Consider the following 25453-nt stretch of genomic DNA (forward strand, 5'->3'; position numbering starts at 1 on the left):
AACTATGAAGAATTTTATAGTCATACTATTGGTTTTATTTCTTTCTATAAGCTGTAAAAAGGATGTGGTAAAAGAGCCTGCAAAGCTTATTGAGAAGGAAAAAATGATTGATATTATGTATGATCTATCTCTTTTGGAAGCAATGAGATATCAGAAACCATTGTCTTTGGATTCGATAGATAATGATCCGACCAAGTTTATTTTGAAAAAATACAAAGTTGACAGTCTTCAATTTGCACAGAACAACATGTATTATGCTTCTGATTATGAGAATTATAAAGATATGTTCGATCAGGTTAATAAAAGAATTGAAGTCAATCAAAGAGCTGCGGATTCATTAGCTAAAATTGATGAGAAAAAAGCAGCTAAAGCGAATAAAAATAAACCAAAAGAATTGAAAGAGGTTTCGAAAGATTCAGTTCGAAAAACAATTCCAAAAATTAATATTGACTCAATTAGATTGGCGCAAAGAAAACATAGAAGAGAGATTTAAGCTTCTCTTTTAATATAAAGATGAATATCAGTAAAAACCGTTCCTAGAGCGGTTTTTATTTTTTCGTTACTATATAGATTTTTTGAGTATGAAGCTTTTGCTGTTGCTTTGGTAATACTTCTTTTTCTAAAGAATAAAGTTGAAAATATTCCGTCAGCAATCCACAACAGATTCATTAAAAAAGGTTTGGCATGAATATGAGGTCTTTTTATTTTAAAAACATCAGAAATCGTATTTAAAAGATCTTTAAAAACAATATTTTCAGCGATAAGCGTGAAACGTTCATTTTTAATTTCGCTTTTCATCAATTGAATAGTAATTTTGACTACATCATCAACTGAAATGAAACCAGTGCTCCCGAGCGTATAGAACGAAAGACCTTTTGAAACTTTTCGATAAATTTCACTGCTACCTTCATTAAAAATATCCATCATTTTTGGAGGACCTAAAATTACTCCGGGATTTACAACAATAACGTTTAAGCCTTCCTGTTGCCCTCGCCAAACTTCCATTTCGGCGCCATATTTAGAAATGGCATAATCGCTGTGCGGTTTTTCGGGATTCCAGTCTGTATCTTCTGTAATATACGTTTCGTGAGGTGCAATATCTCCTAAAGCAGCAATCGAACTGATATAGCAAAATTTTTCTACATCTTTGGCAATAGCAAAATTGACCATGTTTGCAGTTCCTTCGATATTGGTTTTTCTAAGGATTTCTTCGTCTTTCGGATCAAACGAAATAAAAGCGGCACTGTGATACACTTGTTTGATGTCGATAAAAGCAGTTTCAAGTGAAGGTACGTCTAGAATATCGGCTTCAAGCCAATTGATTTTTTCAAACAAATGGGCTTTTTTATATAAATCAAAAACCGATTTTGTTTTCTGAATATTTTTTTCGGTTCTGTAAATTGCCCGAACATTTTCTCCATTTTCGATTAAATGAAGCAATAAATGCGCGCCTACTAAACCAGTTCCTCCAGTTACTAATATCATGTTGTAAAGATAAGTTTTTGTTTTTTTGCCACAAAGTCGCAAAGTCGCAAAGTTCTTGTTTTTTGTTGGAAAGTTGCAAAAGCACAAAGGCAATAAGATGGAAAAAACCTTTGCGTCTTAGCGACTTTGCAATAAACTATTTGTGAATCTTCGTGTCTTTGTGCCTTAGTAGTAGACTTTTTTGTCATTACCATTGACATTGATTACATTTGCGCAAATTATTTAAAAAATGAAGAATCTAGTTGAAGAATTAAAATGGCGCGGGTTATACCATGATAGTATGCCTGGAACGGAAGAACAATTGCTAAAAGAAGCAACCACTGCCTATATCGGTTTTGATCCAACTGCAGATTCACTGCACATCGGAAGTATGGTTCAGATTATTTTATTGGTTCACCTAAAGAATTTTGGTCACAGACCAATCGCTTTAGTAGGTGGAGCAACAGGAATGATTGGAGACCCTTCTGGTAAATCTGATGAAAGAAACTTGCTTGACGAAGAGGCTTTGGCTAAAAACGTAGCCGGAATCAAAAGCGTTTTGTCTCGTTTCTTAGATTTTAATTCAACCGAAGCAAATGCACCTGTAATGGTGAATAACTACGATTGGATGAAAGAATTCTCTTTTATCGATTTTGCACGTGAAGTTGGAAAAAGAATTACCGTAAACTATATGATGGCTAAAGATTCTGTAAAAAAGAGATTTAGCGGAGAAGGTGAGGGAATGTCTTTTACAGAATTTACATATCAGTTAATTCAAGGTTACGATTTCTATCATTTATATAAAAACAACAATTGTATTCTGCAAATGGGTGGTTCTGACCAATGGGGTAATATTACCACAGGAACAGAATTGGTGCGTAGAATGGGAGGAGAAAATGCGAAAGCTTACGCTTTAACAACGCCTTTGATTACAAAAGCAGACGGATCTAAATTCGGAAAATCTGAAGGAGGAAATGTTTGGTTAGATGCTGATAAAACTTCTGTATACAAATTCTACCAGTTTTGGGTAAATACAACAGATGTAGATGCTGAGAAATATATTAAGATTTTTACTTTCTTAGATAAAGATACTATTGATGCTTTAATCGAAGAGCACAAAACAGCTCCTCATTTAAGAGTTTTACAAAAGAAATTAGCAGAAGAAATTACTGTTTTTGTTCACAATAGAGAAGAATTAGAAAAAGCAATTCAGGCTTCGAATATTTTGTTTGGAAATTCTACTGCAGAAGATTTAAAAAAATTGGACGAAGCAACTTTTTTAGAAGTTTTTGATGGAGTTCCACAAGCTGAAATCGCAAAAGCAGATTTAGAAAACGGATTGGATATTATCACTGTTTTAAACGAAAAAACAGGTTTCTTTAAATCAAACGGAGAAGCGAGACGTGCTTTAACAGCAAACTCGATTTCTGTAAACAGAGAAAAAATAAAAGAAGATTTCGTTTTAACTGCAAATGATTTAATCAACAATCAGTTTGTATTGTTGCAAAGCGGAAAGAAGAATTACTTTGTGATTAGAGTGGTTTAACTGTTTAATCGGTTAATTGTTTAATCGATTTAGCACAAATCCTTTACAATAAATATACAAATCCCAATGTTCGAAAGAATGTTGGGATTTTTTTATTGAAAAAAACATTCCGTAGGAATGAATGTCTCGTTGGTAGAAACGTTTGAACAGCACAGTGAATATATCGATTAACCGATTAAACAAATCAACGCTTAAACTATAAGATCATCAAATTACAGCCACGAATGTCAGAATTATCAAAACGTCCCAATACTTCAAAAGAGTTGTTCGAATATTTTTTGCCTAAATCCTGCGTAGCTATAAAAGAACATGAATTGATATTGGCTAAATCAATTACGTTTATTCCGCCAGTTTTTCCATCATTCACGTAAGTAAGAGCGTCTTCAGGATCGCGAACTAAAATATGCATCCAAGAGGGGCATTCAAAAACACCTTCGCCAAGAGAATAGGCTTGCGCTAAAAGTTCGGTCATTCCATATTCTGAATGAATAGATGAAACGCCAAAACCTTTACATAAAATGTCGTGCAATTCTTCACGAATCATTTCTTTGCGTTTCCCCTTCATTCCTCCAGTTTCCATAATAATGGTATTTTGAAGATTGAATTGATGTTTTTCGATTAAATCTAACAAAGCATACGTGACCCCAATTAAGATTACATTTTGCCCTGCTTCGTCCAATTCAAGAAGTTTTTTGATTAAGTCGTCATGATTGTGCAAATAAAACCCGCTTTCAGGCTGATTAGAGAGTTTTATCAGATCTTCAACCATATAAATTAACGAAGAGCCTTCTCGTTCTAAATAAGACGGTAAAAGAGCTAAAACAACGTAATCTTCGATATTGCCGTAAAACTGAGAAAATCCTTTGCGGTAACTTTCCTCATATAGGGAAACATCGGTCACTAAATGTCTGCTGGTAATCATTCCGGTTGTACCACTGCTGGTAAAAGTTACTTGTGCAGGATCTGTATTAGAAACCACATTGTGACTTTTGAAAAACTGAATGGGTAAAAAAGGAATTTGCTGCAGTGATTTTACCTGCTGTGGATTAACCTTTAAAAAATCACAAAAATCGCGATAAACTTTATTGTTCTCATGCTGAAAACGAAACACTTTTAATGCTATTTTTTCAAATTGCTTCTGACTTGAAATGGTAAAGATATCGTTGGCTGTGATCAAAACTTTTTTTTGCAAAGATACTTTTTTTTAGTTTTCGGTCTCAGTTTTCAGTCTCAGTTTTCGGTGAGGATTTTTACTAAAAGGTATAATTGAAAGAAGTGTTTAGTCACGGTTTTCGGTCGCATTGTTAGACAAAGTTTATAAACTGAAAACTGAGACTGCGACTGTAAACCGAAAAAAGCTCCAAAGGAGCTTTTTTTATCTTATAATGAGTTTTCGTGTTGCCGAAGCGTTCTGTTCGCTTATTTTGATGATGTAAACACCAGGAGGCAGTTCTGAAACACTTAATTCTTTTGATACTAAATGCGCCTGCAATACTTTTTTGCCCAAAAGATCGAACACAATAATTTCTTTCTCTAAATCGTTTTTAGATGATATGTACACTTTTCCGTTTGTCACTGGGTTAGGATACAAGCTGAGACCCTCAATAGAAGTAGATTCTTGAGGTTTTGGTAATTGCTTACTATCTTGCGCCGCGACGCTAAGAGTAAAGAAAAATGCCAATAAGAAAGTAATATAAAAGTAGTTTTTTGCCATCGCATGTATTTGATTACCGTAAATATACAAAAAAAATTACAAAAATGACGCCAAAAAAAAACATCCTAAATATTTAGGATGTTTTTAACATTATGTGTTCGAAGTGATTAGAAACCTACAGTCCATCCAGCAGCCCATGATGGTTGAGCAACACCAGATCCTGCTCCAGTTGCAGTAGCAGATTCTACAGATACTGCAGATACGTCAGCAGCAGTTCCGTCTGTTTTCTTTCCTTTAGTTTTTGTAGGTACATCAGCAATGTAAAGTACGTTTGAAACTTTTAAAGCTGATGGTACGAAAGCGATAGTTTCATCGTTTTCAACATCGATACCAGTTTTCCATCCGCTTAACACAACGTTAGAAACTTGACCTTTAGTTCCTCTTCTAAATTTGATACCTTGGTTTTCAGTGTACACAGTTGCATCTGCAGCACTTCCAGCTCCGATAAGAGTCATGTTAGTGATTGCTGGATTAGCGATTGGAGTATTAGCATAACCTAATTCGAAGTTATCAGCTTCAATTCCTCTGTTTCCTTTTCCGAAAGCTAATTTACCGTACCAGTTAGTGTTTGTTCCAGACCATCCTTCAGTCCAGTCAAATTGATCATCTTCGTTACCAATAGCAACTAAGTTAGAAGTGTTTACAGTTCCACCGAAGAATTCGAATCCGTCATCAGCACCGTGGAAAGCTTGTACGTTTTCAATAACTGTACCTGAACCAACTCCGAAGAAAGAAAGTGCGTTGAATTCTTTTTCAGTGTTGAAAGCAGCTCCAGCGTACTCGATTCTTAAGAATTTAATAGATCCAGAGTTATCATTAGCAATAGTTCCACCGTAAGTTAAGTCAGCAACCTCAGATTGAGCAGTTCCTCCACCTCCAGTTGTACGGTTAATAGGAGCTTTACCACAGATTACTAATCCACCCCAGTCTCCAGCAGCTTTTGTAGCTAAACCAGATGTCATGATAACTGGTTTTGCAGCCGTACCGTTTACGTTGATTTTTCCTCCTTGTGCGATTGCGATATAAGCAGATGTTCCTCCAACTCCTTGAATTACTGTTCCAGCAGGAATAGTAAGAGTAGCGCCAGAGTTAACTTGAATTTTTCCTGTTAGTTTGTAAGTTGTTCCTGCATCAAGAACTACTTCTCCGTCAGTGATTGTACCTTTAAAATCATTTGCGTTAACAACAAATGAAGATGATGGTTTGTTGTTGTCGTCACTACTAGAGCAGCTTGTGAATAAACCTGCAGATAAAGTAACAATTCCAATTAATTTTACAATTGAGTTTTTCATAATTGTGTTGTAATTTTTGTGTTTAATTTCTTGAGGCAAAGATGGAATAGAAATCTTTTTTAGATGTTAAGAAACCGTAATTGTTAGTTTAATAAAAACCGCATTTAATATTAAGAAAATGTTAGGTTTGTAAACTGAAAATAAACTGCTTTTACAAGCTCAGAGCTCATAAGGTTTAGTGATTGTAAAAAAAAAAAGAGACCAGTTTTTTAGACTGGTCTCTTTGGTATTGTTTGTTAATATATTGATTAGAAGGTATAATTAAGTTTGAAACTTAATCCTAATCCTTTTTTGTATGATAAAACATTTACATCTCCAGATGCATTTTCTTGTACTCTGTTGATTTTTGGATCAAGAATGTTTTTTACTACAAAATCTAATCCTAAGTTTTTGTTCAATTTTGATTTAGCAATAAAGTCTAATGAACCAAAAGCTTTGTCAACTAAGTCTCCTCTTCCGTTTGTTCCGATTGCGTTGATACGATCTGAGAAATAAGAGTAAGCAATAGTAGTGTTTAAACTTCTATCATTTTGCCATTCTGCTAAGTAAGAAAGGTCTGCATTTAGCAATAAATCAGAAGCTCCTGTAAATTGGCTTTTAGTATTTGTGAAGACAACTTGGTAATCTGTTTCTCTATCAACTTTGTCTGCGTTTAACTCTTGGCTTGTGTGTAAATAAGATGCATTAATACCTGCAGATAATTTTTTTGCATTTACTTCGTCAAAATTGAAAAGCATTTTACGATATTCTACTTCAGCTCCCGCTACATATCCGTAATCACCAGTGTTGATATATGAGATGTCATTTGAAGAAGAAGCAATTGTAACTTCGTTCATTGGGTTAAGAATATACTTTCCAAAAGCTGTGAATGAAATTAATTCATCGCTAGTAGGGAACATTTCCCATTTAAGATCTAAGTTGTAATCGTCAGACTCGTATAAGTATGGGTTACCAACTTTTACCTGTAAAACTTCTTCGTAAACAAATAATGCTCTTTCTTTAAATTGAGGCAATGTGTATGTTTTACTGAATCCTAAACGTAAATTTTGTTTTTCATTCAATTCGTATTTCATTGTTAAGCTTGGTAAGAAAGCTACTTTGCTTAATTCGTCACTTCCAACATCTCCTAATTGTGTATTCCAATCTACATTTTGAACAATAGATTCTGCGCGTAAACCTAAAACAGCTGTCAATTTCGGATTGAATTTGTATTCTGTATTTAAGTAACCTCCAAAGATAGTTTGTTTACCATCATAGGTTTGAGGGTCTAAAGCATTTGAAACTTGAGAGTTTCCTCTAAAAGTAGAAATGTTGAAGTATCCATTGTTTAAGTTTGTTTCGTTGTAAAACAAATCTAAGTTATTTGGGTCAACAATAGTGTTAGTGTAACCAGGTTGAGATAAGAAGTTGAATTGAGAAGCTTCAAAGTTTCTGTTTTTAATTCTTCCGCTTGCTCCTAATGTGAATTTTCCTTTGTATTCATCATCAGAATTTTTGTTGAATTTATAATCTACAGAAAGATTACCTGCCAACTCGTCTTCTTTTAGCTTTTGGAAATATCTGTGGTTATCTGGTCTAGAGATAGAAGATAATACATATCCATTTGGCTCATTTCTAAAAGTGTTTTGTGCTCTGTCTGGCATAGAACCATCAATGATGTTGTAAGATGCTGCCCAGTTTAATTTAGATCTATCACTTAATTTATGATCTCCAAGTAATTGGTTAATCCAAAGACTATTTTTCTCGTAGTTAAAACGGCGAATTAAACCATTGCCATTATTTGCAAGATCGACAATGTATCCAGCATATTCTTCTTTAGATTGAGATGAAGTATTAATGTATACTGTGTTAAAACTTACTTTATTGTCTGAATTAATTTTATAACCAACATTCAATAAACCTGTAGAGTTTGTTTGGTAACCCATGTCAGTGTAAGAATAGAAATCTTTGTTTGCAACTCCGGCACCGTTTACTCCTCCTTTTGCAGTTGCGTTACGGATTGAGTTGTACTCATTACTGAAATTTGCAGTAGCGAAGAAGCTTAATTTTCCTCCATCACCAACATTAAAAGATTTTCCTCCAGATATACCTAGAGAACCAGCAATTGGATTTTTACCATCCATCTGTAAAGTGTTGTAGTTGTATTGCGTTAGAGGATTGTTTGGAATAGAAGGATTGTCAAAACCAAAACTGCTGATTCCTCTTTGCAATTTAAAATCTTTTTCGGCCAATGCGTTTGTATTGACATTAGAGCCCATTTCGATTTTAAAATATCCATTTCCTTTATAGTCTTTAGAAATAATGTCTACGTTACCTCCAGCAAAATCTCCATACAATTTACTGCTGTAAACTTTGTCTATAGAAACATATTCTAAGATATCTGTAGAGAAAATTTCAAGATTAATGTTTTTCTTTTCTGGATCATTTGATGGAATTGGTAATCCGTTCATTGTTGTAGAATTGTAACGGTCTCCCAGACCTCTTACGAAAATGTTTCCAGAACCCTCCTGTTTTGTAATTCCAGTAGTTTTAGAAACAGCCGCGGCAACATCGCTAACTCCTTTTCTAGAAAGTTCTTGCGCACCAATAGATTGTTTAATATCTACAGCATTTTTCTGTTCCAGAAGTAAAGCAGATTCTTTTTGTTTGCTTCCGGTCGACGCCTGAACCACTACATCTTTAAGAGTATAACTTCCAGACGAAAGTCCTTGATTAACTGTTACAGTTTCATTTGCTTTTACAGCTACTGGAGCTTCAACAGATTCATATCCTAAAAAACTAAAGATTAAAGTATAATTTCCAGGATTTACGCTTAACGAATATTTTCCGTCTACGTCGGTATTTACGCTAATATTTGTACCTTTAACTAAAACATTAGCAAATGGCAGAGCTGCGTTGTTCATATCCTTGTCAGTCAGAACTCCAGAAATCGTACCTTTGTTTTGCGCGATCGAAATCGTACAGATAAATAATGCAATAAAGAGAAATCTTAAATTGAATTTCATTTTTTTCAGTGTTGTGTTTGTGTCTTATTATTTTTGTGCAAAGAAAGAACCGCTCTGTGAAGTCCATGTTACCGACTTGTTATGTTTTTGTGTTGTTAAGATTATCAAATTGTTACGAGATTAAATTACGGTTAACACCATTTTTTAAAGGTTCTTTTGTTAGTATATTTACCCTGTGAAATAAGAAATATCGAATGTTTAATGAAGAAGTTTCGATATAAAAATCTCAATTTTTGCTATTTATGAAAAAAACACAAACTAAGATTTTATTAGTTGACGATGAACCAGATATCTTAGAAATCGTTGGCTATAACCTTGCTCAGGAAGGCTATCAGATTGTTACAGCTTCTAATGGAAAAGATGCTATAGCAAAAGCGCAGAAAGAGCTGCCAGAACTAATCATTATGGACGTGATGATGGCAGAAATGGACGGAATGGAGGCTTGCGAGCATATTAGAAAAATTCCAGAGTTAAATAATGTTATCATAACATTCCTTACAGCAAGAAGCGAAGATTATTCCCAAGTAGCTGGTTTTGATGCCGGTGCTGATGACTATATTACTAAACCAATAAAACCAAAATTATTGGTCTCTAAAGTAAAGGCGCTGTTAAGAAGGTTAAAAGAACAGGAAGTTGTTACGGATACTTTAAATGTAGGCGGAATCGAAATTAATCGTGAGGAATACAAAATCATAAAAGGCAATGTAGAAATTGCTTTGCCAAGAAAAGAATTCGAATTGTTCTATCTATTAGCTTCAAAACCAGGGAAAGTTTTTAAAAGAGATGAAATCTTGGATAAAGTTTGGGGTAACGAAGTTGTAGTTGGAGGAAGAACAATTGATGTTCACATCAGAAAACTGCGTGAAAAAATAGGCGAAGATCTTTTTAAAACTATAAAAGGTGTAGGCTATAAATTTGAAGTTTAATTTCTCTATAGAAAATGAACTATATAAGTGATAGAAGTTCATTTAAAATTATAGTTTACTTTAAAATAAAAAAGCTCATTTTTGTCAAAGCCTGACTTTGATAAAGATGGGCTTTTCAAAATTATTATTTATTCCCAAAAAAAGTTATTTTTAAATGAACTTGTATCACTTACATGGTGAAGAAAAATATTCCTTTAATGGTTAATTGTTTTAATATCAATGAAAATTAATTTTAAGAAAACATATAAATTCGCCATAAAATCGGCATTGTATATCAGTCTCTTTACAACAGCATTTGTGCTGATGTTGATGTCGTTGTTTTATAAGAATCAATTAAAACATCAAGTTGCGTTTGGAATAATCTTCATTATCGTAATTTATATTTTCTCATTTCTGGTTTTGCAATATCGCGTAGAACGTTTTATTTACAGAAGAGTAAAGAAAATCTATGATGAGGTTTCTTTATTAGAATCGACAACATTAATCAATCAGCCGATTAATACCGATATGGAAACGCTTTCGCGCGAAGTGAAAAAGTTCGCGACCGATAAAAAACTCGAAATCGAAATGCTTGAAATTCGTGAGCAATATAGAAGAGAGTTCTTAGGAAACGTTTCACACGAATTGAAAACACCTTTATTTACTGTTCAAGGTTACGTTTCTACTTTGCTTGATGGCGCAATGGACGATAAAAATATTAGAAAAAAATATTTAAAACGCGCCGAAAAAGGAGTAGAGCGTCTTATCTATATCGTAGAAGATTTGGATATGATTACTAAATTAGAATCAGGTGATTTGGATTTGAATATGACTGATTTTGATATTGTCGAATTAATTCAGAATGTCTTTGAACTGCTCGAAATGAAAGCAGACAAAAAGAAAATCAAACTGGCTTTTGAAAGTAAAAATGTACAGTCAGTCATAATTAGAGGAGATAAGGATAGAATTCAGCAAGTGCTGGAAAATCTGATTGTCAATTCAATTAAATACGGAAAGGAAGGCGGCTTGACTGAAGTTGGCGTCGTAAACTTAACTAAGAAAAAAGTTTTAATCCGCATTAGCGATAACGGCGAAGGTGTTGAAAAACAAAACATTCCCAGACTTTTTGAACGTTTTTACCGAGTGGATAAAAGCGGAACTAGATCTGAAGGCGGTTCTGGTTTAGGATTAGCGATTGTAAAGCATATTATTGAAGCACATAAAGAGAAAGTTTATGTAGAAAGTGAGTTCGGAATTGGCTCTGAATTCTCTTTTACGCTCGAAAAAGCAAATAAAACATCAAAAGCTGACGTTAAAAAATCGTAACGTCAGTTTTGCTAAAAGCCCTAAAACAAAGGTGTTTAACGCTAAATAAACATTCCGATTTAGGCCATAACATTAAATTTTTATTATAGTAACATCTGGTTAATGATTTCTTAACATAGGTGCTCCATCTTTGCATCCTGAAATTAAGGGAATTACAGAACTAATGATAAAAAGAAAACTATTGGCAGTTTTATTACTGCTAACTTGTGTAGCCAATGCGCAAGAAACAAACAAACAAGAATTGAATAAGCAGGATGTAAAAAACGAAGTAATGCGTATTTTAGATTCTATAAACAAAGCAAAACTTCCGGAAACAAAATCTGGAGGTGGAGTTGAGGAACATTGGTATGATAGAATCTCTTTAAGAGGTTACGCGCAAATCAGATATAACGGTTTGTTTTCTACAAATGATAAAGTTTCCTGTGAGCAATGCGATAGATCTTGGGGAACAACATCGACGGCTCCAGATGCAAAAGCAAACAACGGGCTTTTTATTCGCCGTGCCCGTTTAGTGTTTTCTGGACAAGTGCACCCAAATGTATTTTTCTATTTTCAACCCGATTTTGCGAGTTCGCCGAGTACAGGAATTCAGAACTTTGTTCAAATTCGTGACCTGTATTTTGATCTTTCTTTTGATAAGAAAAAAGAATATCGGGTACGTGTCGGGCAGAGTAAAATTCCATACGGATTTGAAAATATGCAGTCAAGTTCACAGCGTTTAACTTTAGACCGTGCTGATGCCATCAACTCTTCAATTTTAAATGAGCGTGATTTAGGAATATTCTTTTATTGGGCGCCGGCCGAAATCAGAAAACGTTTTGAAATGTTGGTTAAAGATGGCTACAAAGGTTCTGGAGACTTCGGGGTTTTTGCTTTAGGAGTTTACAATGGTCAGATTGCAAATAAGTTAGACGGAAACAGAGACTTAAATGTTGTGTCTAGAATAACATATCCTTTTGTTATCGGAAGCCAAATTATAGAACCTGGAATTCAGGCTTATACTGGTAAATGGGCATTCACGGGGGAAGTTTCGCCAGGAGTGGTTGTCAATGATCCGCAATACGTAAAAGACCAGCGAGTTGGAGCGACTTTCGTTTTATATCCACGACCATTCGGAATCCAGACGGAATACAACATAGGAACAGGACCTCGATACAATCCTGCAACCAATAGAATTGACCAAACCGATTTGAACGGAGGTTACGTTTTATTAAACTACAAATGGGATCTTAAAAAACAGCGTATTTATCCTTTTGCCAAATTCCAATATTATGACGGAGGAAAAAAATACGAAAAAGATGCTAGAAGTTATGTGGTTAGAGATTACGAATTTGGTGTAGAATGGCAGCCGATTAAAGCATTTGAACTTACAGCAGAATACGTAGTAGCCGACCGAACTTTTGAAGATAGTGTCTTGCCTGTAAACAGACAGCAAGGAAACGTTCTAAGATTGCAAGTGCAGTTTAATTTCTAAAATCAGTACGCTGATAAAACAGATTCGCCTTCGCAAAGACGCTGATAAAAACTGATTTATTTTATAAAAATGAAAAACCTCCAATTTTAATTGGAGGTTTTTTTATGTGAAAAGCAATTTGTAAAATCCGTTTAATCCGCGTGTAATCAAGCAATTTTGTCTTCAAAAACTTTAAATAAAGAATCCCAATCAATATTATTTTCAAATTGAGACAATCCTTTAAACGATTTTACTTTTGATAAATCTTCAATGGTAAAATCGTCTTGCATCGCATATGGTACAAGATTTTCTTCCTGAAGTTTTATCGCCAGATATTCCTGCTCATATTGTCCGGGTGTCGGAATAAAGAAGGCTTTTTTGCCCAGCTTTGCCAAATCCATTACCGTTGTATAACCCGAACGGCACAATACAAATTCACTTTCATTAAAAGTCTGTTCGAGCTGTTTGGAGTTCATGAAATTATAATAAGTAACATTTCCAGCTTGCCACTTTTCCTGTGATTTTTCTACTTTTCCTTGTACAAAAACCACTTTTCCAGGATATTTTGCCGCTTCTTTCTGCAGTTTTTCATCCAAAAAAGTACGCTGAGGTTCTGGGCCAGACAATATAATCATTAGATCATATATTTTTGGAGTTTCCTTTTTTTTCATGCGGCTCAACGGACCGATGTATTTTAAATTCAGCTCATTATTTTTTAAATGACCCAAATCTCCCGTTAGGTTTATTTTTTCGTTAGTATCAGGAACCCAGCATTCATTATATTTTTTAATGAAATACTGATGGCACTTACTGGTAAACCAAGTGGTGTTTCCTGTCATTACATTCAATTGGTGCGTAATAAAAACCGAAGGCACTTTTTTACTGATGACTCCCAATCTATTATCCGAAATTATACCGTCAATGCCATGTTTTTTGATCCAATGATTCACCATTTTTTTCTCATCCAAAATAGCAGTAATCATTTTCGGAAGATTTTTAATCAGCTTCCATTTAAAGTTTTTACCATTTTTAGCATATTCAATATGATAAGAAGGCAGTTCTAAAGTTTGTATATAAGGAAATTCTTTTCGTAATAAAGCCAGAGCAACTCCATCAGAAGCAATAATCGGAATATAATTATTCTCTTGTAGCGCCTTGATAATAGGTATGCATCGGGTAGCATGTCCAAGTCCCCAATTTAGTGGAGCCACTAAAATAGTTTTATTCGCAGAATAATCTATACTCATTTTTAACAGTTTTAAAAACGAAGATAGAAAAATATGTTTTTTATGTTATTTCGGAGGTATTACTAAATTATTAACTTAAGGTGTTAAGTTTCTAAGTTGCTAAGCTTCTAAGTTCAAAGATTTTCTGTTTAGAAAACAAGAAAGCCGAACTATAGGTTCGGCTTAATTTGTTAATCTTAGAAGCTTAGCAACTTAGAGTCTCAGCATCTTAGAAACTTAATCTTGAATATACGTTTTATTACCATTTTTGTTAATGTAGTATTTACCGCCTCTTGGACCTGTATATACTTTTTTGCCATTGTACTCGCCAGTTACTTTGTCTGGGACAGCAGGAGCTTTTTCGTTAGTTTCTTTTAAAGTTTTTGTGGCCGATTTTTTGGCAGCTGTTGCATCTTTTTTAGCAGCGTCAGCTTTTGCGGTCGTTTTCTTGGCATCGGCTTTGGTTTTGTCAGCAGAGCTTTTTGCTTTGTCAGCGGTACTTTTTGCTTTATCAGATTCTACAGTTGCTTTTTTGGCATCAGCTTTAGCTTTTGCAGCTTCTTTGTCGGCTGTCTTTTTTGCTGCGTCAGCAGATTCTTTTTTGGCTTTTGTCGAAGCAGCTTTTGCGTCATCTGCTGCTTTTGTAGATTTTGCTGCTTCCTTTTTTGCGTCGGCCGAAGCTTTGTCTGCACTAGCTTTTGCTTTTTTTGCTGAAGCTTCTGTTTTACTTTTCGTAGTTTTTGCAGTTGTTTCTTGAGCATAAAAATTAGAAGAGAAAACAACCATCAAACAGAACAATACTAATTTTTTCATAAGGTTAAAAGTTTAAATTTCAATTAAAATTAAACAATTTATTATCATCTTTTTCGCAACACATTAAAAATATGCACGAAGCTGAACGTTTCCCGTATGAATCGTATTTCCCGTTTCGCTTTTTCTGCCCTGATAATTTAAATTGACATCCAAAAATGACGTAATGTTCTTTTGCAGAAGCAGTTTCCAAACCAAATTTGATCCCGCTTGAAGTCCTTCGAGCATCTGAAAACCGACTGATGAAAATTCATTTCCGTTAAATTTATTTTCATAAAAAGAAAATTCGCCATTCACCGTCACTTTCTTTTCGCCTGCATAAGAAAAAGAAGTTCCGATTCTATTTTGATCTAAAGTTTCGAAATTTCCCATCTGATTTTTTTTGTTTTGAAGCTCGTAAAAGAAATCCAATTTGGTGTTTTTTGAGAATAAATAACTGACTTTTGGTGCCAGTTGCCAGCCTTGAATATCATAGTTTTTTTCAACAAAATCTTTAGAAACCAAATCGGTTTTTATGGTTTTGGTAAAGAAATTAAACAGCCAGCTTTTCTGATATAAATGTGTGTACTGAATTTGATGCGAATAATTCTGCACATGCTGCGAACCTACAGAAAGCAGACTTTTGCCTTTATTAATCAAATAAGAATAAGTAACCGAATGTTTCTGCTTGCCTCGGTTGTAAAATAAACTATTTCTAAAACTCGAATTCAATCCTAAAATATTGTCTTCTGATGAATCAAACGGATTGAGTTCTAATTTTTCTCCATCGCTTTTCACCTTTCGATCCATTATAAAAGAGGTCTGATTGTAAAAATAAGACAATACTTTTTTAAAACCTTTTTCATTTTGCCATTGCAGTGGATTTAAAGTTAAAGATTGCGAAAACTTATTTTGATTGGTTTTAATGTAAATCTGATTCGGCAGAAATACTCTCACATATCGCGCCTGATCTTGATAAACGGCAACTTCAAATTCTTCCAATTCCTGAATTCCGTTGCCGTTATAATCATTCCAAGTATAAACACCTTGACCTGTCGGGACTTCTACATATGTAAATTCTTGCTGTGCAATAGTTCCAGAACTGGTTTCGTAAGCCGTTCCAATCTGCATAAACTGATTAAAAAAACGATCATTGTATAAAATTCTCGAATTTAATGAAGGCTCGTTCTGTCTAGATTTATCAGTAAAATCTAAATTTCGATAACTTGCATAAACGGCTAAATCAGTTGTTTTGTTCTGGATCAATTTTGATTTTAAATAATACGTCTGCGAATTATTAACGTGCTGTAATAATCCGTTTTGCAAACTATCGTTTCGTCTTTGTAGAAAACCAACTTCAACAAAAACTTTAGTGCTGTCGCCGCGTCCGGTAAATACTCCATATTCTAAAAATCTTTGGCTTACAGCCGAAAACTGATTGGTAACTTTATCTTTTTGCTGATTGTCTTCCAATTGCATAGTTCCTCCAACCCAATTTTTTCCAAAATGATATTTAGTCCTGGTCTGGTTTCTAATGAACTTTGAAGTCGAAGTTGTGGCGTCAGAATTTAGAAAACTTCCGTTGTTTTCAATCGTCCAATTTTTCAATTTGAATAAAGCGTTTGTTGTATGCCTTGCGCCAGAATAACTTTCGCTGAAATCTAATTTTTCAAATTGATAAGTCAGCAAACCAATATTTGAAGTTTCTTTTTTCGAAAATAAATCAAAATTCAAACCCGTAACCAAAAGGCTTTGATTGCCATAAAGACTTCCCGTTAAATTCCAATCACGGTTAAACTCAATATTATACAAACGTTCAACTGATTTAAAATTTTGCTGTACAAATTGATAATTCGCAAAAGCGCCTAAATTCCAGCTTCTAGAAAAGAGACGTTTTTTAAGATTGGTTTTAAAAGCAATTCCTTCATTATTGGCATCATCAATTCCAGAAAATAAATTTTGATCATTATTGCTAATGGCCAATTCAAAATCTACTAAAGTTTTTTCGTTCGGATTATATTTTCCTAAAAAAGTGGCCACCTGAAGTTTCATTGGCGCAACAAGCTGCACAATGGGTTCATAATTTCCTTGCAGAACTCCGTTAACCGGTTCAACATATTGATAAATTCGCTCAACGGAATTATTGTTTTGAATGATATAATTTCCCGCATTTGAACCAACTTGGCTAAATCGTACATTGTACAAAACATCTGCAGGATTATTTGAATATTCATAAGCTTCAACTGAATTGACCAATATTTTTTTGTACAAAATTTTATTCTCGGCATAACTGTCTTCATAGGCAGAAGGCGCTTTCATCAAATTAACATCATCGCCCGCCTGACTCAAAATCTGAACTTGTTCTGGAGAAAGATTTTGCTGCAGAGGCTGATTTTTCATGTCATTTTCAGAATACAAATAACCGCCAAAACTCCAGTTTTTGTTTTCGTGCGTAGCGCCTGCGTATGTTACGAGACGATTGTAATTTCGCTCTGAATATTGGTATTCAACATTAATACGCATTTCTGAAGTAATGGTAAAAAGTGATGTAAAGACAATTTCTCCCGCATTATAATCAATCACATAATCGTTGTTTTCACCACGTTTTAGCAAAACACCATTTACATAAACACGTTCAGAGCCTGAAATCACCAAAACATACAATTCGCCATTCTGGCCTTTTAGTTTGTACGGACCCTGATTTCCTTCTTGACCCGTAAAAGTACTTTTGGCATATTGTCCTTTTACAAAAGCAACCGAAGCAAAAACATTGGTTTTGCTTTTTTCGGTATCAAAATCAAAGTTGGCAGAAAGTCCTTGAACTTTTTTATTAAAGCCCAAAAATTGAGTTTTTCTATTTTCTAAAAAAACATCGCCAGCGCGAATGTTCCAGTCATCACTAAAAAGTTCTATAAATATATTGTCAAACTGATCGAGTTTCTGTGAATAACCGCCATCTTGCAGTGGAATATTATTGTCTTGAAGAGAAGCTCTTAAACTCACTTTGTCTGAAAGTTTTCCTGTAATCTGCAAGTCTAAATTGGAGTTTAAAACCGTACTTTGATTATTACCGACCGTAACGCCACGAGTAATGCTTCCAGAAGTTTCGAGTCCGTCAAAAGGCGTTACTTTTTTGGCATTTGAAGTGTTGTCTATTCTGTACAGTTTGTCTGTTCCAACATCACCGCTTACAATCTGATCAGATTTATAAAGGCTGTATTCTTTGGTCAAGAAATCAGGATAATTAAGATAATTGACAATCAAAGTATCTGAAACCGATTGGAAATTTTCATTTAAAACCAAATAGCCTTTTTGAAAATCGACCTTATAGGAAGTCGAATCAACAGGTTCGTTTTTAGAATTTAGAATCTGAAAAAATCCAGAGTTGATGGCCACTTTTTCTAGACGAATGGTGTCTTTTGAAACTACTACTTTTTTGGTTTTGTACAGCGATTCAGTTTCCTGAGCCTGAAGCACAGAAAACCAGAAGAAAACCGTCAAAAACAGTAATTTTTTCAACATAAATACTCTAAACTGTAAAAAGTCAAAAGTAGTATTTATAATCAAGAAATTACGAGGCTTTTATTTATTGAAAAATGAAGCATTTTAAGATTTTTAAAATCGCAGAGAAAAAAATAATTGCAGAAAAAATCGCATAGTAAGCCAATCTTTTTTTTAGCTTTGTTTGTGATATAACTAACTTACATTATGGATACTAGCAAAGAACTTTTATTCTTTTTTAGTGCTTTAGGAGCTTTCAACGGAATTATTCTCGGAATTTATTTCTTCTTTTTTACCAAGAAAAAATACTTAACCAATTATTTCCTTGGAGCGCTCTTGTTTGCCTTAAGTATCCGAATTGCTAAATCTGTATTTGTTTATTTTCATCCCGAACTGCCAAAAATGTACTTGCAGTTTGGACTTACAGCTTGTTTTTTTATCGGACCTTTTTTGTATTACTTTATTAAATCGGCTATTGATGAAGTGCAAACAATGCCCAAATCCTGGAAATTTATTTTGGCATTTTGGGCAATTTTTATTGTAGCTGTCGGCATTTTATATCCGTATGAAATGTATCCGAAATTTTGGGGAGGCTTTTTTATAAGAATCATTTATTTTCAATGGTTTGTTTATATTGCTTTTGCTGGTTTTGAACTTCGTGGCGTTCTAAGAAAAATCTTGAGTAGAAAAGAAAAAACAACTCCGTCAGAAATGTGGTTTTCAATGCTCTATTTTGGAAATGGGTTATTATTTCTATTTTATTTTTTGGCCATTATGGGAGCTTCTGCAGCAACTTACATAAGTGGTGCAGTGGTTTTTTCATTCATTTTATATTTAGGAATTTCAATTCTTTTGTACAGAAAAAAAACAGACGATCTATTTTTATTGAATGGAAAGATTTCGAATAAAAAAATAGATTCGGAAGAAGCATCAATCTGGTCAGAAAAGCTAGAAAAGGTTATGTCTGAAAAAAGTTTGTATAAAAATCCGAATCTGACCCTTCAAGATTTGTCTCAGGAAATTAATATCTCTAGTCATCAATTATCGCAGTTTCTGAATAATAATTTAGGAAAGAATTTTACGAGTTATGTAAACGAATTTAGAATTAGCGAAGCTTGTAAAATTATTACATCTTCAGATAAATTGACTTTAGAATCCGTTGGTTATGATGTTGGTTTTAATTCTAAATCTACTTTTTTCGCGGCCTTCAAAAAACATACGGGAACCACTCCGCTTAACTATCAGCTTCAAGCTTTACAAACTTAAAATATGAGTATAGGCAAAGAAATGTTATTCTTTTTTGGTGCTTTGGGCGCTTTCAACGGATTTATTCTAAGTCTGTATTTTTTATTTTTTACCAAGAAAAAATATCTTTCTAATCTTTTTCTTGGTGCGCTTTTGTTTATTTTAAGTACCAGAATTGTGGTTACAGTTTTGGTTTACTTTAATAATAATCTGTCTAAAATCTATCTTCAAATTGGGCTTTCAGCTTGTATGTTAATTGGTCCGCTTTTGTATTATGTTTTAAAATCAGGCATCCGAAACAACATTTTGATACAATGGAAATGGCATCTAGCCACTTGGGTTTTGGTAATTCTAATAATTGGTTTTGTATTTCCATATCAAAATTATCCAGTTTTATGGAATGATTATTTTGTAACAGCTATTTTTCTTCAATGGTTTTCATACTTCTTTATTTCTGGTTTTGAAAACAGAGAATTGCTTCAAAAAGTAACTCAGAATTATACCGATTCTTCACCTTCAGAGAGATGGTTCGGAATGATTTTTCTGGGAAATGCTTCAATATTTATGGCTTACTTTCTCGGATTTGCGCGAGTTCCGTTTGTTTCCTGCATTACGGGAGCGCTTGCTTTCACCTTTATTTTATACCTGATCATTTTGGTTCTTTTGCATAGAAAGAAAACAGATGATTTATTTCTGCTTAATATTCAAAAAGATAAAAAACTGAACAATGAAGAAGCCGAGATTTTATTCCAAAAATTGGAAAATATCATGAATGAAAAAGCATTATATAAAAATCCGAATTTGAGTTTAAAAGATTTATCTAAAGAAGTAAATATATCCAGCCATCAGTTGTCTCAGTTTCTAAATAACAATCTCGGAAAGAATTTTACCAGTTTCGTAAATGAATTTAGAATTCAAAATGCTTGTGAAATTATAACTTCAAATGATAAACTGACATTAGAATCTGTTGGTTACGATGTGGGATTTAATTCCAAATCAACCTTTTTTGCGGCTTTTAAAAAACATACTGGAACCACACCTTTAAACTATCAAATTCAGGCTTTGCAGGCATAAATAGAGTATTAATTTATAAATCCGTACTCCTGATTTCGCTTTCGATTACCTTATAAAGGGATTAAGAACTGACTTTTGTTTTATCAAAGTCAAAACTTAATCGCTAAAATTTATGAGGTTTTTAATTTTAATTTTCGTTTACATTTATTGTTTTCTTTTCAATGTAACGCAATCCAATGCACAGTCAATTCAGACAATTTCTGGGAGAGTCGTCAATTCAAATAACGAATTAATGATGGGAACAGCTTCTATAGTATCAGTCAAAGATTCTACAATAATAAAGCATCAGGATTTTTTAGATGGTGTTTTTCAAATATCAGATATAAATCAAAAAGAGGTGTTGGTAAAACTAACTTCGGCAGAATTTGTAGATCGCTATTTGAATGTGAATTTTTCGGGAACAGAAAATATAGATTTAGGTGCTATTATTGTAAAAGAAAATCATAATCAACTATCAGAAGTTGTCGTAAAAAGCCAGCCTTCATTATTAAAATATGGAGCTAATGGAAATCTCGATGTCAATGTAAACGGAACTGTTCTGGCAACCAGCAGTTCGGTAAACGAATTGCTTGGAAGAGTGCCAAATGTTGTGGTCGCCGACGGAGAAATTAGCGTTGTCGGGAAAGGTGAAGCCATTATTTATCTCAACGGAGTTTTGATTAATTACGAACGGTTTGCTGCAATTCCAGTTTCTCAGATTCAAAAAATTGAACTTATTTCCAATCCTTCTTCGAGATATGATGCCGAAGGAAAAGCGGTGATCAATATTATAACCAAGCAAAATATGGATAGCGGTGTAATGGGAACGGTCAATCAACACGCAACAGTGTCTAAATTTGGAGGAACGCTTTATAACACGCTTTTGGATTTTAATTATTCGAAAGGAAAATTCTCTTTTGTAACTAATTACGGTTTGCAGTTAGGAAGAAATCGCGAGCTGCTATATACGACCAGAACCCGACCAAATCCAGATGATTTTATGAAATCTGAATTGACAACCGATTGGAAAAGAAGATTTAATAATTATTCGAATTTCGGATTCGGACTTCAGTATAGTTTTTCTCCAAATAATTATATTTCATTGGCTTATAGCGGAAATGTGAGCGATTTGGGCGGCATTACAGTAAGCAGGAATTCGATAACCAACAATTCAGGAAAAAGTTTTTATGCTACAGATGTTGACCGAAATGATGTTTTGTTAAATCAGTTTGTCAATTTGAATTATAATTGGACAACGGCTAAAGGTTCTACATTATTTATTGGATCACAATTTTCAAATTACAATCAAACGATAAGAGATTTTATTGAAGAAAACAGTTTGGTAGAACAAACAGATTCTGAAAGATTTTTGAAGAATAATGTTGGAAGCCGAATCAATATAATAGCTGTTCAAGTCGATTATTCGAAGAAAATAAATGAAAATACAAAACTCGAAGCAGGAGCAAAGTTTAGTAACGCCACGATAAACTCAGGAACAGATTTTTTGATTTCTGATGACGAAATAAATTTTGAATTCGACGATGAGCTTTCGAGTGATTTTGAATACAATGAAAAAATTGCCGCCGCTTACTTTAATTATATTATGACATTAAACGAAAAAGTTAATTTTTCGCTTGGTGCACGCGGTGAAAAAACAAGCTATAATTTGTTTACAAATGCCAACGGAATTCAGAAATTTGATAAATCGTACGGTAATTTTTTTCCAAACGCACTTTTGAATTTTGATCTTTCAGAAGATTGGAAAGGACATTTCTCTTATGTTTCCAGAATTACAAGACCCAGATATCAGGCTTTAAATCCGTATGTGATTTATCAGGATCCTTTTACTACAATCGAAGGAAATCCAAATCTGCTTCCAGAAAAAACACATGCTTTTGAAATAGGTATGATGTACAAAAAGTTCGATTTTAAAGTCGGTTACACTTATAAAATTGATCCTATTTCTGCAGCTGCTTTGCGAGGAGATACACCAAACAGTTATATTTTAAGAGCACTGAATCTTGAAAAAGGGCATACTTTTTTTACCTCGCTTTCCAGATCTTTCAACTTCAAATGGTGGAACTCTGTTAATACAGCCAGCATCACATGGCAGAAATCGGTAGACAATTATTACGCATTTGCTTTTAGTCCGGTAGAACCTCAGATTTATTTATATACTAATAATACATTTACGATTCCTAAACTTTTTAAGTTGCAATTTTTAGCTTGGTATTTAAGCGACCGCAGCTACGGATTAGGAAGCGAAAACGGCCGTTCAACCATAACTTTAGGAATAGAAAGAAATTTTTTTAAAGACGCACTAAAAGTCAATTTTACCGCAAACGACATCTTTCATAAGTTTATGGTTTCTGGCGATTATAATGTCGGGCAAACTCAAATTTATTATCACCGAAATTATAGTACTGATTATTTTAAACTAATTGCAACTTACAATTTTGGAGACTCAAAAAAGGTGACTTATAAGAAAACTGAAATTGAACAGTCGGAGAATAATAGGGTGAGGTAGATTGCTTGATACTTTCTGATAAAATCATTAAAACAAGAATAAGCACAACGCAAAGAAAAACTGAATTAGGATTTGCAAAGTTGATCGTCCAGCAAAATTCTTTAATTCTCTTTGGAGGAAAAATTCTTTTATCTTCTGGATTGTAATAGAAAAGTCCCCATACCCAATTGTCTGGATCTTGTTTCCAATTGTTTTTGTTCTTTTTCAAGGTTAATTGTTGTGGTTCATAAATTTTATTAAGAGATGTTTTCTTTCCAATATTCACTATAAAAATTCTCTGTTTTCATTAATTTTTCATGATTTCCGAACTTAGTTATTGTTCTATTTTCCAATATATAAATCGTATCAGCAATATTTCTTAATTTATGTAAGCGATGCGAAATGAATAAAACCGCACAATCTTGTTTTATTTTTTGGAGCAACTGAATAGTGAAATTCTCAGTTTTTCGATCCATAGCTGAAGTGGCTTCATCTAAAATTAAAAATTGTGGCTTTTTAAAAAGAGCTCTGGCGAGTGCGATAATTTGTTTTTGTCCGCCACTTAAATTGATTCCTTCTTCACCAACAATTGTCATTAAGCCTTGTGGTAATAGGTCAAAATATAATTCAAAACCATATTTGCGGATAAAATCAATCATGTTTTCAAGCGTTTCTGTAGCTCCCAACAAAATGTTGTCTAATACATTTCCGTTGAAAATTGTTATTTCCTGTGGGACTACACCTAATAATTCTCTATAACTTTTTAATCCAATTTCAGAAAGCTTATATTTATTATTAACTGTTATATTTCCGATTTCATACGGATAAAAGCGTTTTAGTATTTGACCTAGTGTACTTTTTCCACTGCCACTTTCTCCAACAATTGCAATAATTTTGCCTTTTTCAATTTCTATATGTAAATCATGAAATAAAAGGCTTCGCCCTGGAAATCTAAAAGAAATATTTTGAATTGAAATTTTATTTATTTCAAAAATTTCTAAACCATCTTCATTTTCTTTTTCGATTGATGCAAATTCATACATTCTGTTAAAAGCTATTTTAGCTTCGTTTATCGGGATTGAAATTAACGCTAAATTTGCAATCGAAGGAAGTAAGGAGACTACAATTCCTAAAATAGCCATCAATTCTCCTATTTTGATTTCTTTATTAAAAACTTGAATTGAAGCATAAATTAAAACTCCAATCAAAAATAAAACACTTGCAAAACCTGATTGCCATGATAGAGAAATATTTATTTTTTCTAAATTGAAAATTTTCTCCTGAAAACCAGAAAAAATATTTTGATTTAATTTGCTAAAAATATATTGTTTGTTGTAGTTTTTTATAGTTGAAATGCCTTGAATTGTATTGATGAAGTTGCTTTCTGTCAAAGCATAATTTTGCATAACATCCACTTGGGATTTTATAATGTTTTTATTATTCCTGTAAATTATATAGAAATAAATTGGTAAGCTTAGTAACGAAATTATTCCTAATTGCCAGGAAAAACTAAATAGAAAAACTAAAGAAATAAGTGCAACCAATGTATCAATAACTAATGAACTCGTTAAGGTTTTAATAACACTCTGTATTCGTTGTGTGTCATTTAATCTAGCTATTAATTCGCCTATTTTTCGTGTATGGAAAAAAAGTTTGGGCAATTGTAATAATGAAGAGAAAAAGGTATTATTTATTCGGTTGTTGAAATCTTTAGATTGTTGTATTAAGAAGTGCTGTCTTAAAATTGACAATCCAACTCTTGCAGAAAGTAGGATGAATAGTAGTGTGATTCCGGAAATTAATTTGTTTATATTATTTGAAGGCAATATATCGTCGATTAATTTTTGAGAAAAGATAGCCATTGCCATTCCTAGTCCAGCAACAAAAATACCAATGATTGTCGAAATGATTAATAGTTTAAAATCATCTCTAAGTAAGGTAATGAAGTACTTTTTCTTCGTTTTTTCTATTTGTTTCTCGGTGACAAATTTTGAGTTTGGAGATAGTAACAAGCAGTTCTTTGATTGCCATAATTGGTCAAGATTTTTTTCGGAGATATAATTTATTCCGATAGCTGGATCTCCAATTATAAATCCTTTTTCTTTATCATATTCATAACAGACTACATAATGATCTGAATTGTTTTCTGTTTTGATTTGTAGAATTGCAGGTTCTGTATTTTCTTTTAAAGTATCTGTTGAAATGTTAAATCCTTCGGCATCAAAACCAAGATTGTTGGCAACTTCATACAAACCAAGCATAGTTGTTCCCTGAGACGTTGTGCCACTTAGTTCTCTTAGTTTTTCCAGCGAATAATTGCCTTTATAAAATTTAATTATGGATAGTAAACAGGCAACTCCACAATCAGATCTGTCAAGTTGTAAAGTATGGGTGTTTCTGATGTGTTTTGAAATCATTTATAATGCGG

The 25453-nt window shown here is 33.4% G+C and carries 17 protein-coding genes; 8 read left to right on the top strand and 9 right to left on the bottom strand.

The genetic code is table 11. The features are described from left to right. Positions 1-4 precede the first annotated feature (4 nt). Complete coding sequence (locus BLP44_RS19775) at positions 5-493, top strand: DUF4296 domain-containing protein (protein WP_170830260.1); 489 nt, start codon at positions 5-7, stop codon at positions 491-493. Here BLP44_RS19775 and BLP44_RS19780 read toward each other — a convergent pair. Next, on the bottom strand, positions 490-1485 hold the full coding sequence (locus tag BLP44_RS19780) for an NAD-dependent epimerase/dehydratase family protein (RefSeq protein WP_091135452.1): 996 nt from the start codon (positions 1483-1485) through the stop codon (positions 490-492). The genes BLP44_RS19775 and BLP44_RS19780 overlap by 4 nt on opposite strands. A 229-nt stretch (positions 1486-1714) precedes the next feature. Here BLP44_RS19780 and tyrS point away from each other — a divergent pair, with 229 nt between their 5' ends. Then, complete coding sequence (gene tyrS, locus BLP44_RS19790) at positions 1715-3010, top strand: tyrosine--tRNA ligase (protein ID WP_091135455.1); 1296 nt, start codon at positions 1715-1717, stop codon at positions 3008-3010. A gap of 196 nt (positions 3011-3206) precedes the next feature. Here the strand turns inward: tyrS and BLP44_RS19795 are convergent, their stop codons facing one another. The 4 genes from BLP44_RS19795 to BLP44_RS19810 all read right to left on the bottom strand — a co-directional run bounded on the left by BLP44_RS19795 (position 3207) and on the right by BLP44_RS19810 (position 9021). Continuing rightward, positions 3207-4187, bottom strand: a complete 981-nt coding sequence (locus BLP44_RS19795) for a LuxE/PaaK family acyltransferase (protein ID WP_091135457.1) — start codon at positions 4185-4187, stop codon at positions 3207-3209. Between the two features lie 198 nt (positions 4188-4385). Then, positions 4386-4724: a T9SS type A sorting domain-containing protein gene (locus tag BLP44_RS19800; RefSeq protein WP_008465102.1), complete on the bottom strand. Its 339-nt coding sequence runs from the start codon at positions 4722-4724 to the stop codon at positions 4386-4388. Positions 4725-4831: 107 nt separating this feature from the next. Continuing rightward, on the bottom strand, positions 4832-6016 hold the full coding sequence (locus BLP44_RS19805) for a hypothetical protein (RefSeq protein ID WP_091135459.1): 1185 nt from the start codon (positions 6014-6016) through the stop codon (positions 4832-4834). Positions 6017-6264: 248 nt separating this feature from the next. Then, on the bottom strand, positions 6265-9021 hold the full coding sequence (locus BLP44_RS19810) for a TonB-dependent receptor (RefSeq protein WP_091135461.1): 2757 nt from the start codon (positions 9019-9021) through the stop codon (positions 6265-6267). Positions 9022-9263: 242 nt separating this feature from the next. Here BLP44_RS19810 and BLP44_RS19815 point away from each other — a divergent pair, with 242 nt between their 5' ends. From BLP44_RS19815 to BLP44_RS19825, 3 genes are all read left to right on the top strand, one after another. Beyond that, positions 9264-9947 (top strand): response regulator transcription factor, encoded by a 684-nt coding sequence (locus tag BLP44_RS19815; RefSeq protein WP_008465097.1) that lies wholly within the window; start codon positions 9264-9266, stop codon positions 9945-9947. Between the two features lie 219 nt (positions 9948-10166). Continuing rightward, positions 10167-11252 carry a sensor histidine kinase gene (locus BLP44_RS19820; protein WP_091135464.1) on the top strand — a complete coding sequence of 362 codons (1086 nt, stop codon included), beginning with the start codon at positions 10167-10169 and terminating at the stop codon, positions 11250-11252. 163 nt (positions 11253-11415) lie between these two features. Next, positions 11416-12726 (top strand): porin, encoded by a 1311-nt coding sequence (locus tag BLP44_RS19825; RefSeq protein ID WP_091135466.1) that lies wholly within the window; start codon positions 11416-11418, stop codon positions 12724-12726. A gap of 146 nt (positions 12727-12872) precedes the next feature. On the opposite strand, the gene BLP44_RS19830 is transcribed toward BLP44_RS19825, so the two are convergent. The 3 genes from BLP44_RS19830 to BLP44_RS19840 all read right to left on the bottom strand — a co-directional run bounded on the left by BLP44_RS19830 (position 12873) and on the right by BLP44_RS19840 (position 18242). Continuing rightward, the gene (locus BLP44_RS19830; protein ID WP_091135468.1) at positions 12873-13952 is read right to left on the bottom strand and encodes a glycosyltransferase; all 1080 of its coding nucleotides are present in this window, start codon (positions 13950-13952) and stop codon (positions 12873-12875) included. A 216-nt stretch (positions 13953-14168) separates the two neighbouring features. Beyond that, on the bottom strand, positions 14169-14744 hold the full coding sequence (locus BLP44_RS19835; RefSeq protein ID WP_066033439.1) for a hypothetical protein: 576 nt from the start codon (positions 14742-14744) through the stop codon (positions 14169-14171). 63 nt (positions 14745-14807) lie between these two features. Further along, entirely contained in the window at positions 14808-18242 is a 3435-nt protein-coding gene (locus BLP44_RS19840; RefSeq protein ID WP_091135470.1) for a hypothetical protein, read from the bottom strand. A 186-nt stretch (positions 18243-18428) separates the two neighbouring features. On the opposite strand from BLP44_RS19840, the gene BLP44_RS19845 reads away from it, so the two are divergent. The 3 genes from BLP44_RS19845 (at position 18429) to BLP44_RS19855 (ending at position 23046) form a co-directional block, all read left to right on the top strand. Then, a complete protein-coding gene (locus BLP44_RS19845) occupies positions 18429-19487 on the top strand; it encodes a helix-turn-helix domain-containing protein (protein WP_091135473.1) in 1059 nt (352 codons plus the stop codon). A 3-nt stretch (positions 19488-19490) separates the two neighbouring features. Beyond that, positions 19491-20540: a helix-turn-helix domain-containing protein gene (locus BLP44_RS19850; RefSeq protein WP_091135475.1), complete on the top strand. Its 1050-nt coding sequence runs from the start codon at positions 19491-19493 to the stop codon at positions 20538-20540. A gap of 112 nt (positions 20541-20652) precedes the next feature. Continuing rightward, positions 20653-23046 (top strand): TonB-dependent receptor domain-containing protein, encoded by a 2394-nt coding sequence (locus tag BLP44_RS19855; protein ID WP_091135477.1) that lies wholly within the window; start codon positions 20653-20655, stop codon positions 23044-23046. Positions 23047-23282: 236 nt separating this feature from the next. Here BLP44_RS19855 and BLP44_RS19865 read toward each other — a convergent pair whose 3' ends face one another. Beyond that, the gene (locus tag BLP44_RS19865) at positions 23283-25442 is read right to left on the bottom strand and encodes a peptidase domain-containing ABC transporter (protein ID WP_091135479.1); all 2160 of its coding nucleotides are present in this window, start codon (positions 25440-25442) and stop codon (positions 23283-23285) included. Between the last annotated feature and the right edge of the window lie 11 nt (positions 25443-25453).

Origin of the sequence: Flavobacterium anhuiense, from assembly GCF_900101855.1 — a bacterium.
Taxonomy (GTDB): Bacteria; Bacteroidota; Bacteroidia; order Flavobacteriales; family Flavobacteriaceae; genus Flavobacterium; species Flavobacterium anhuiense.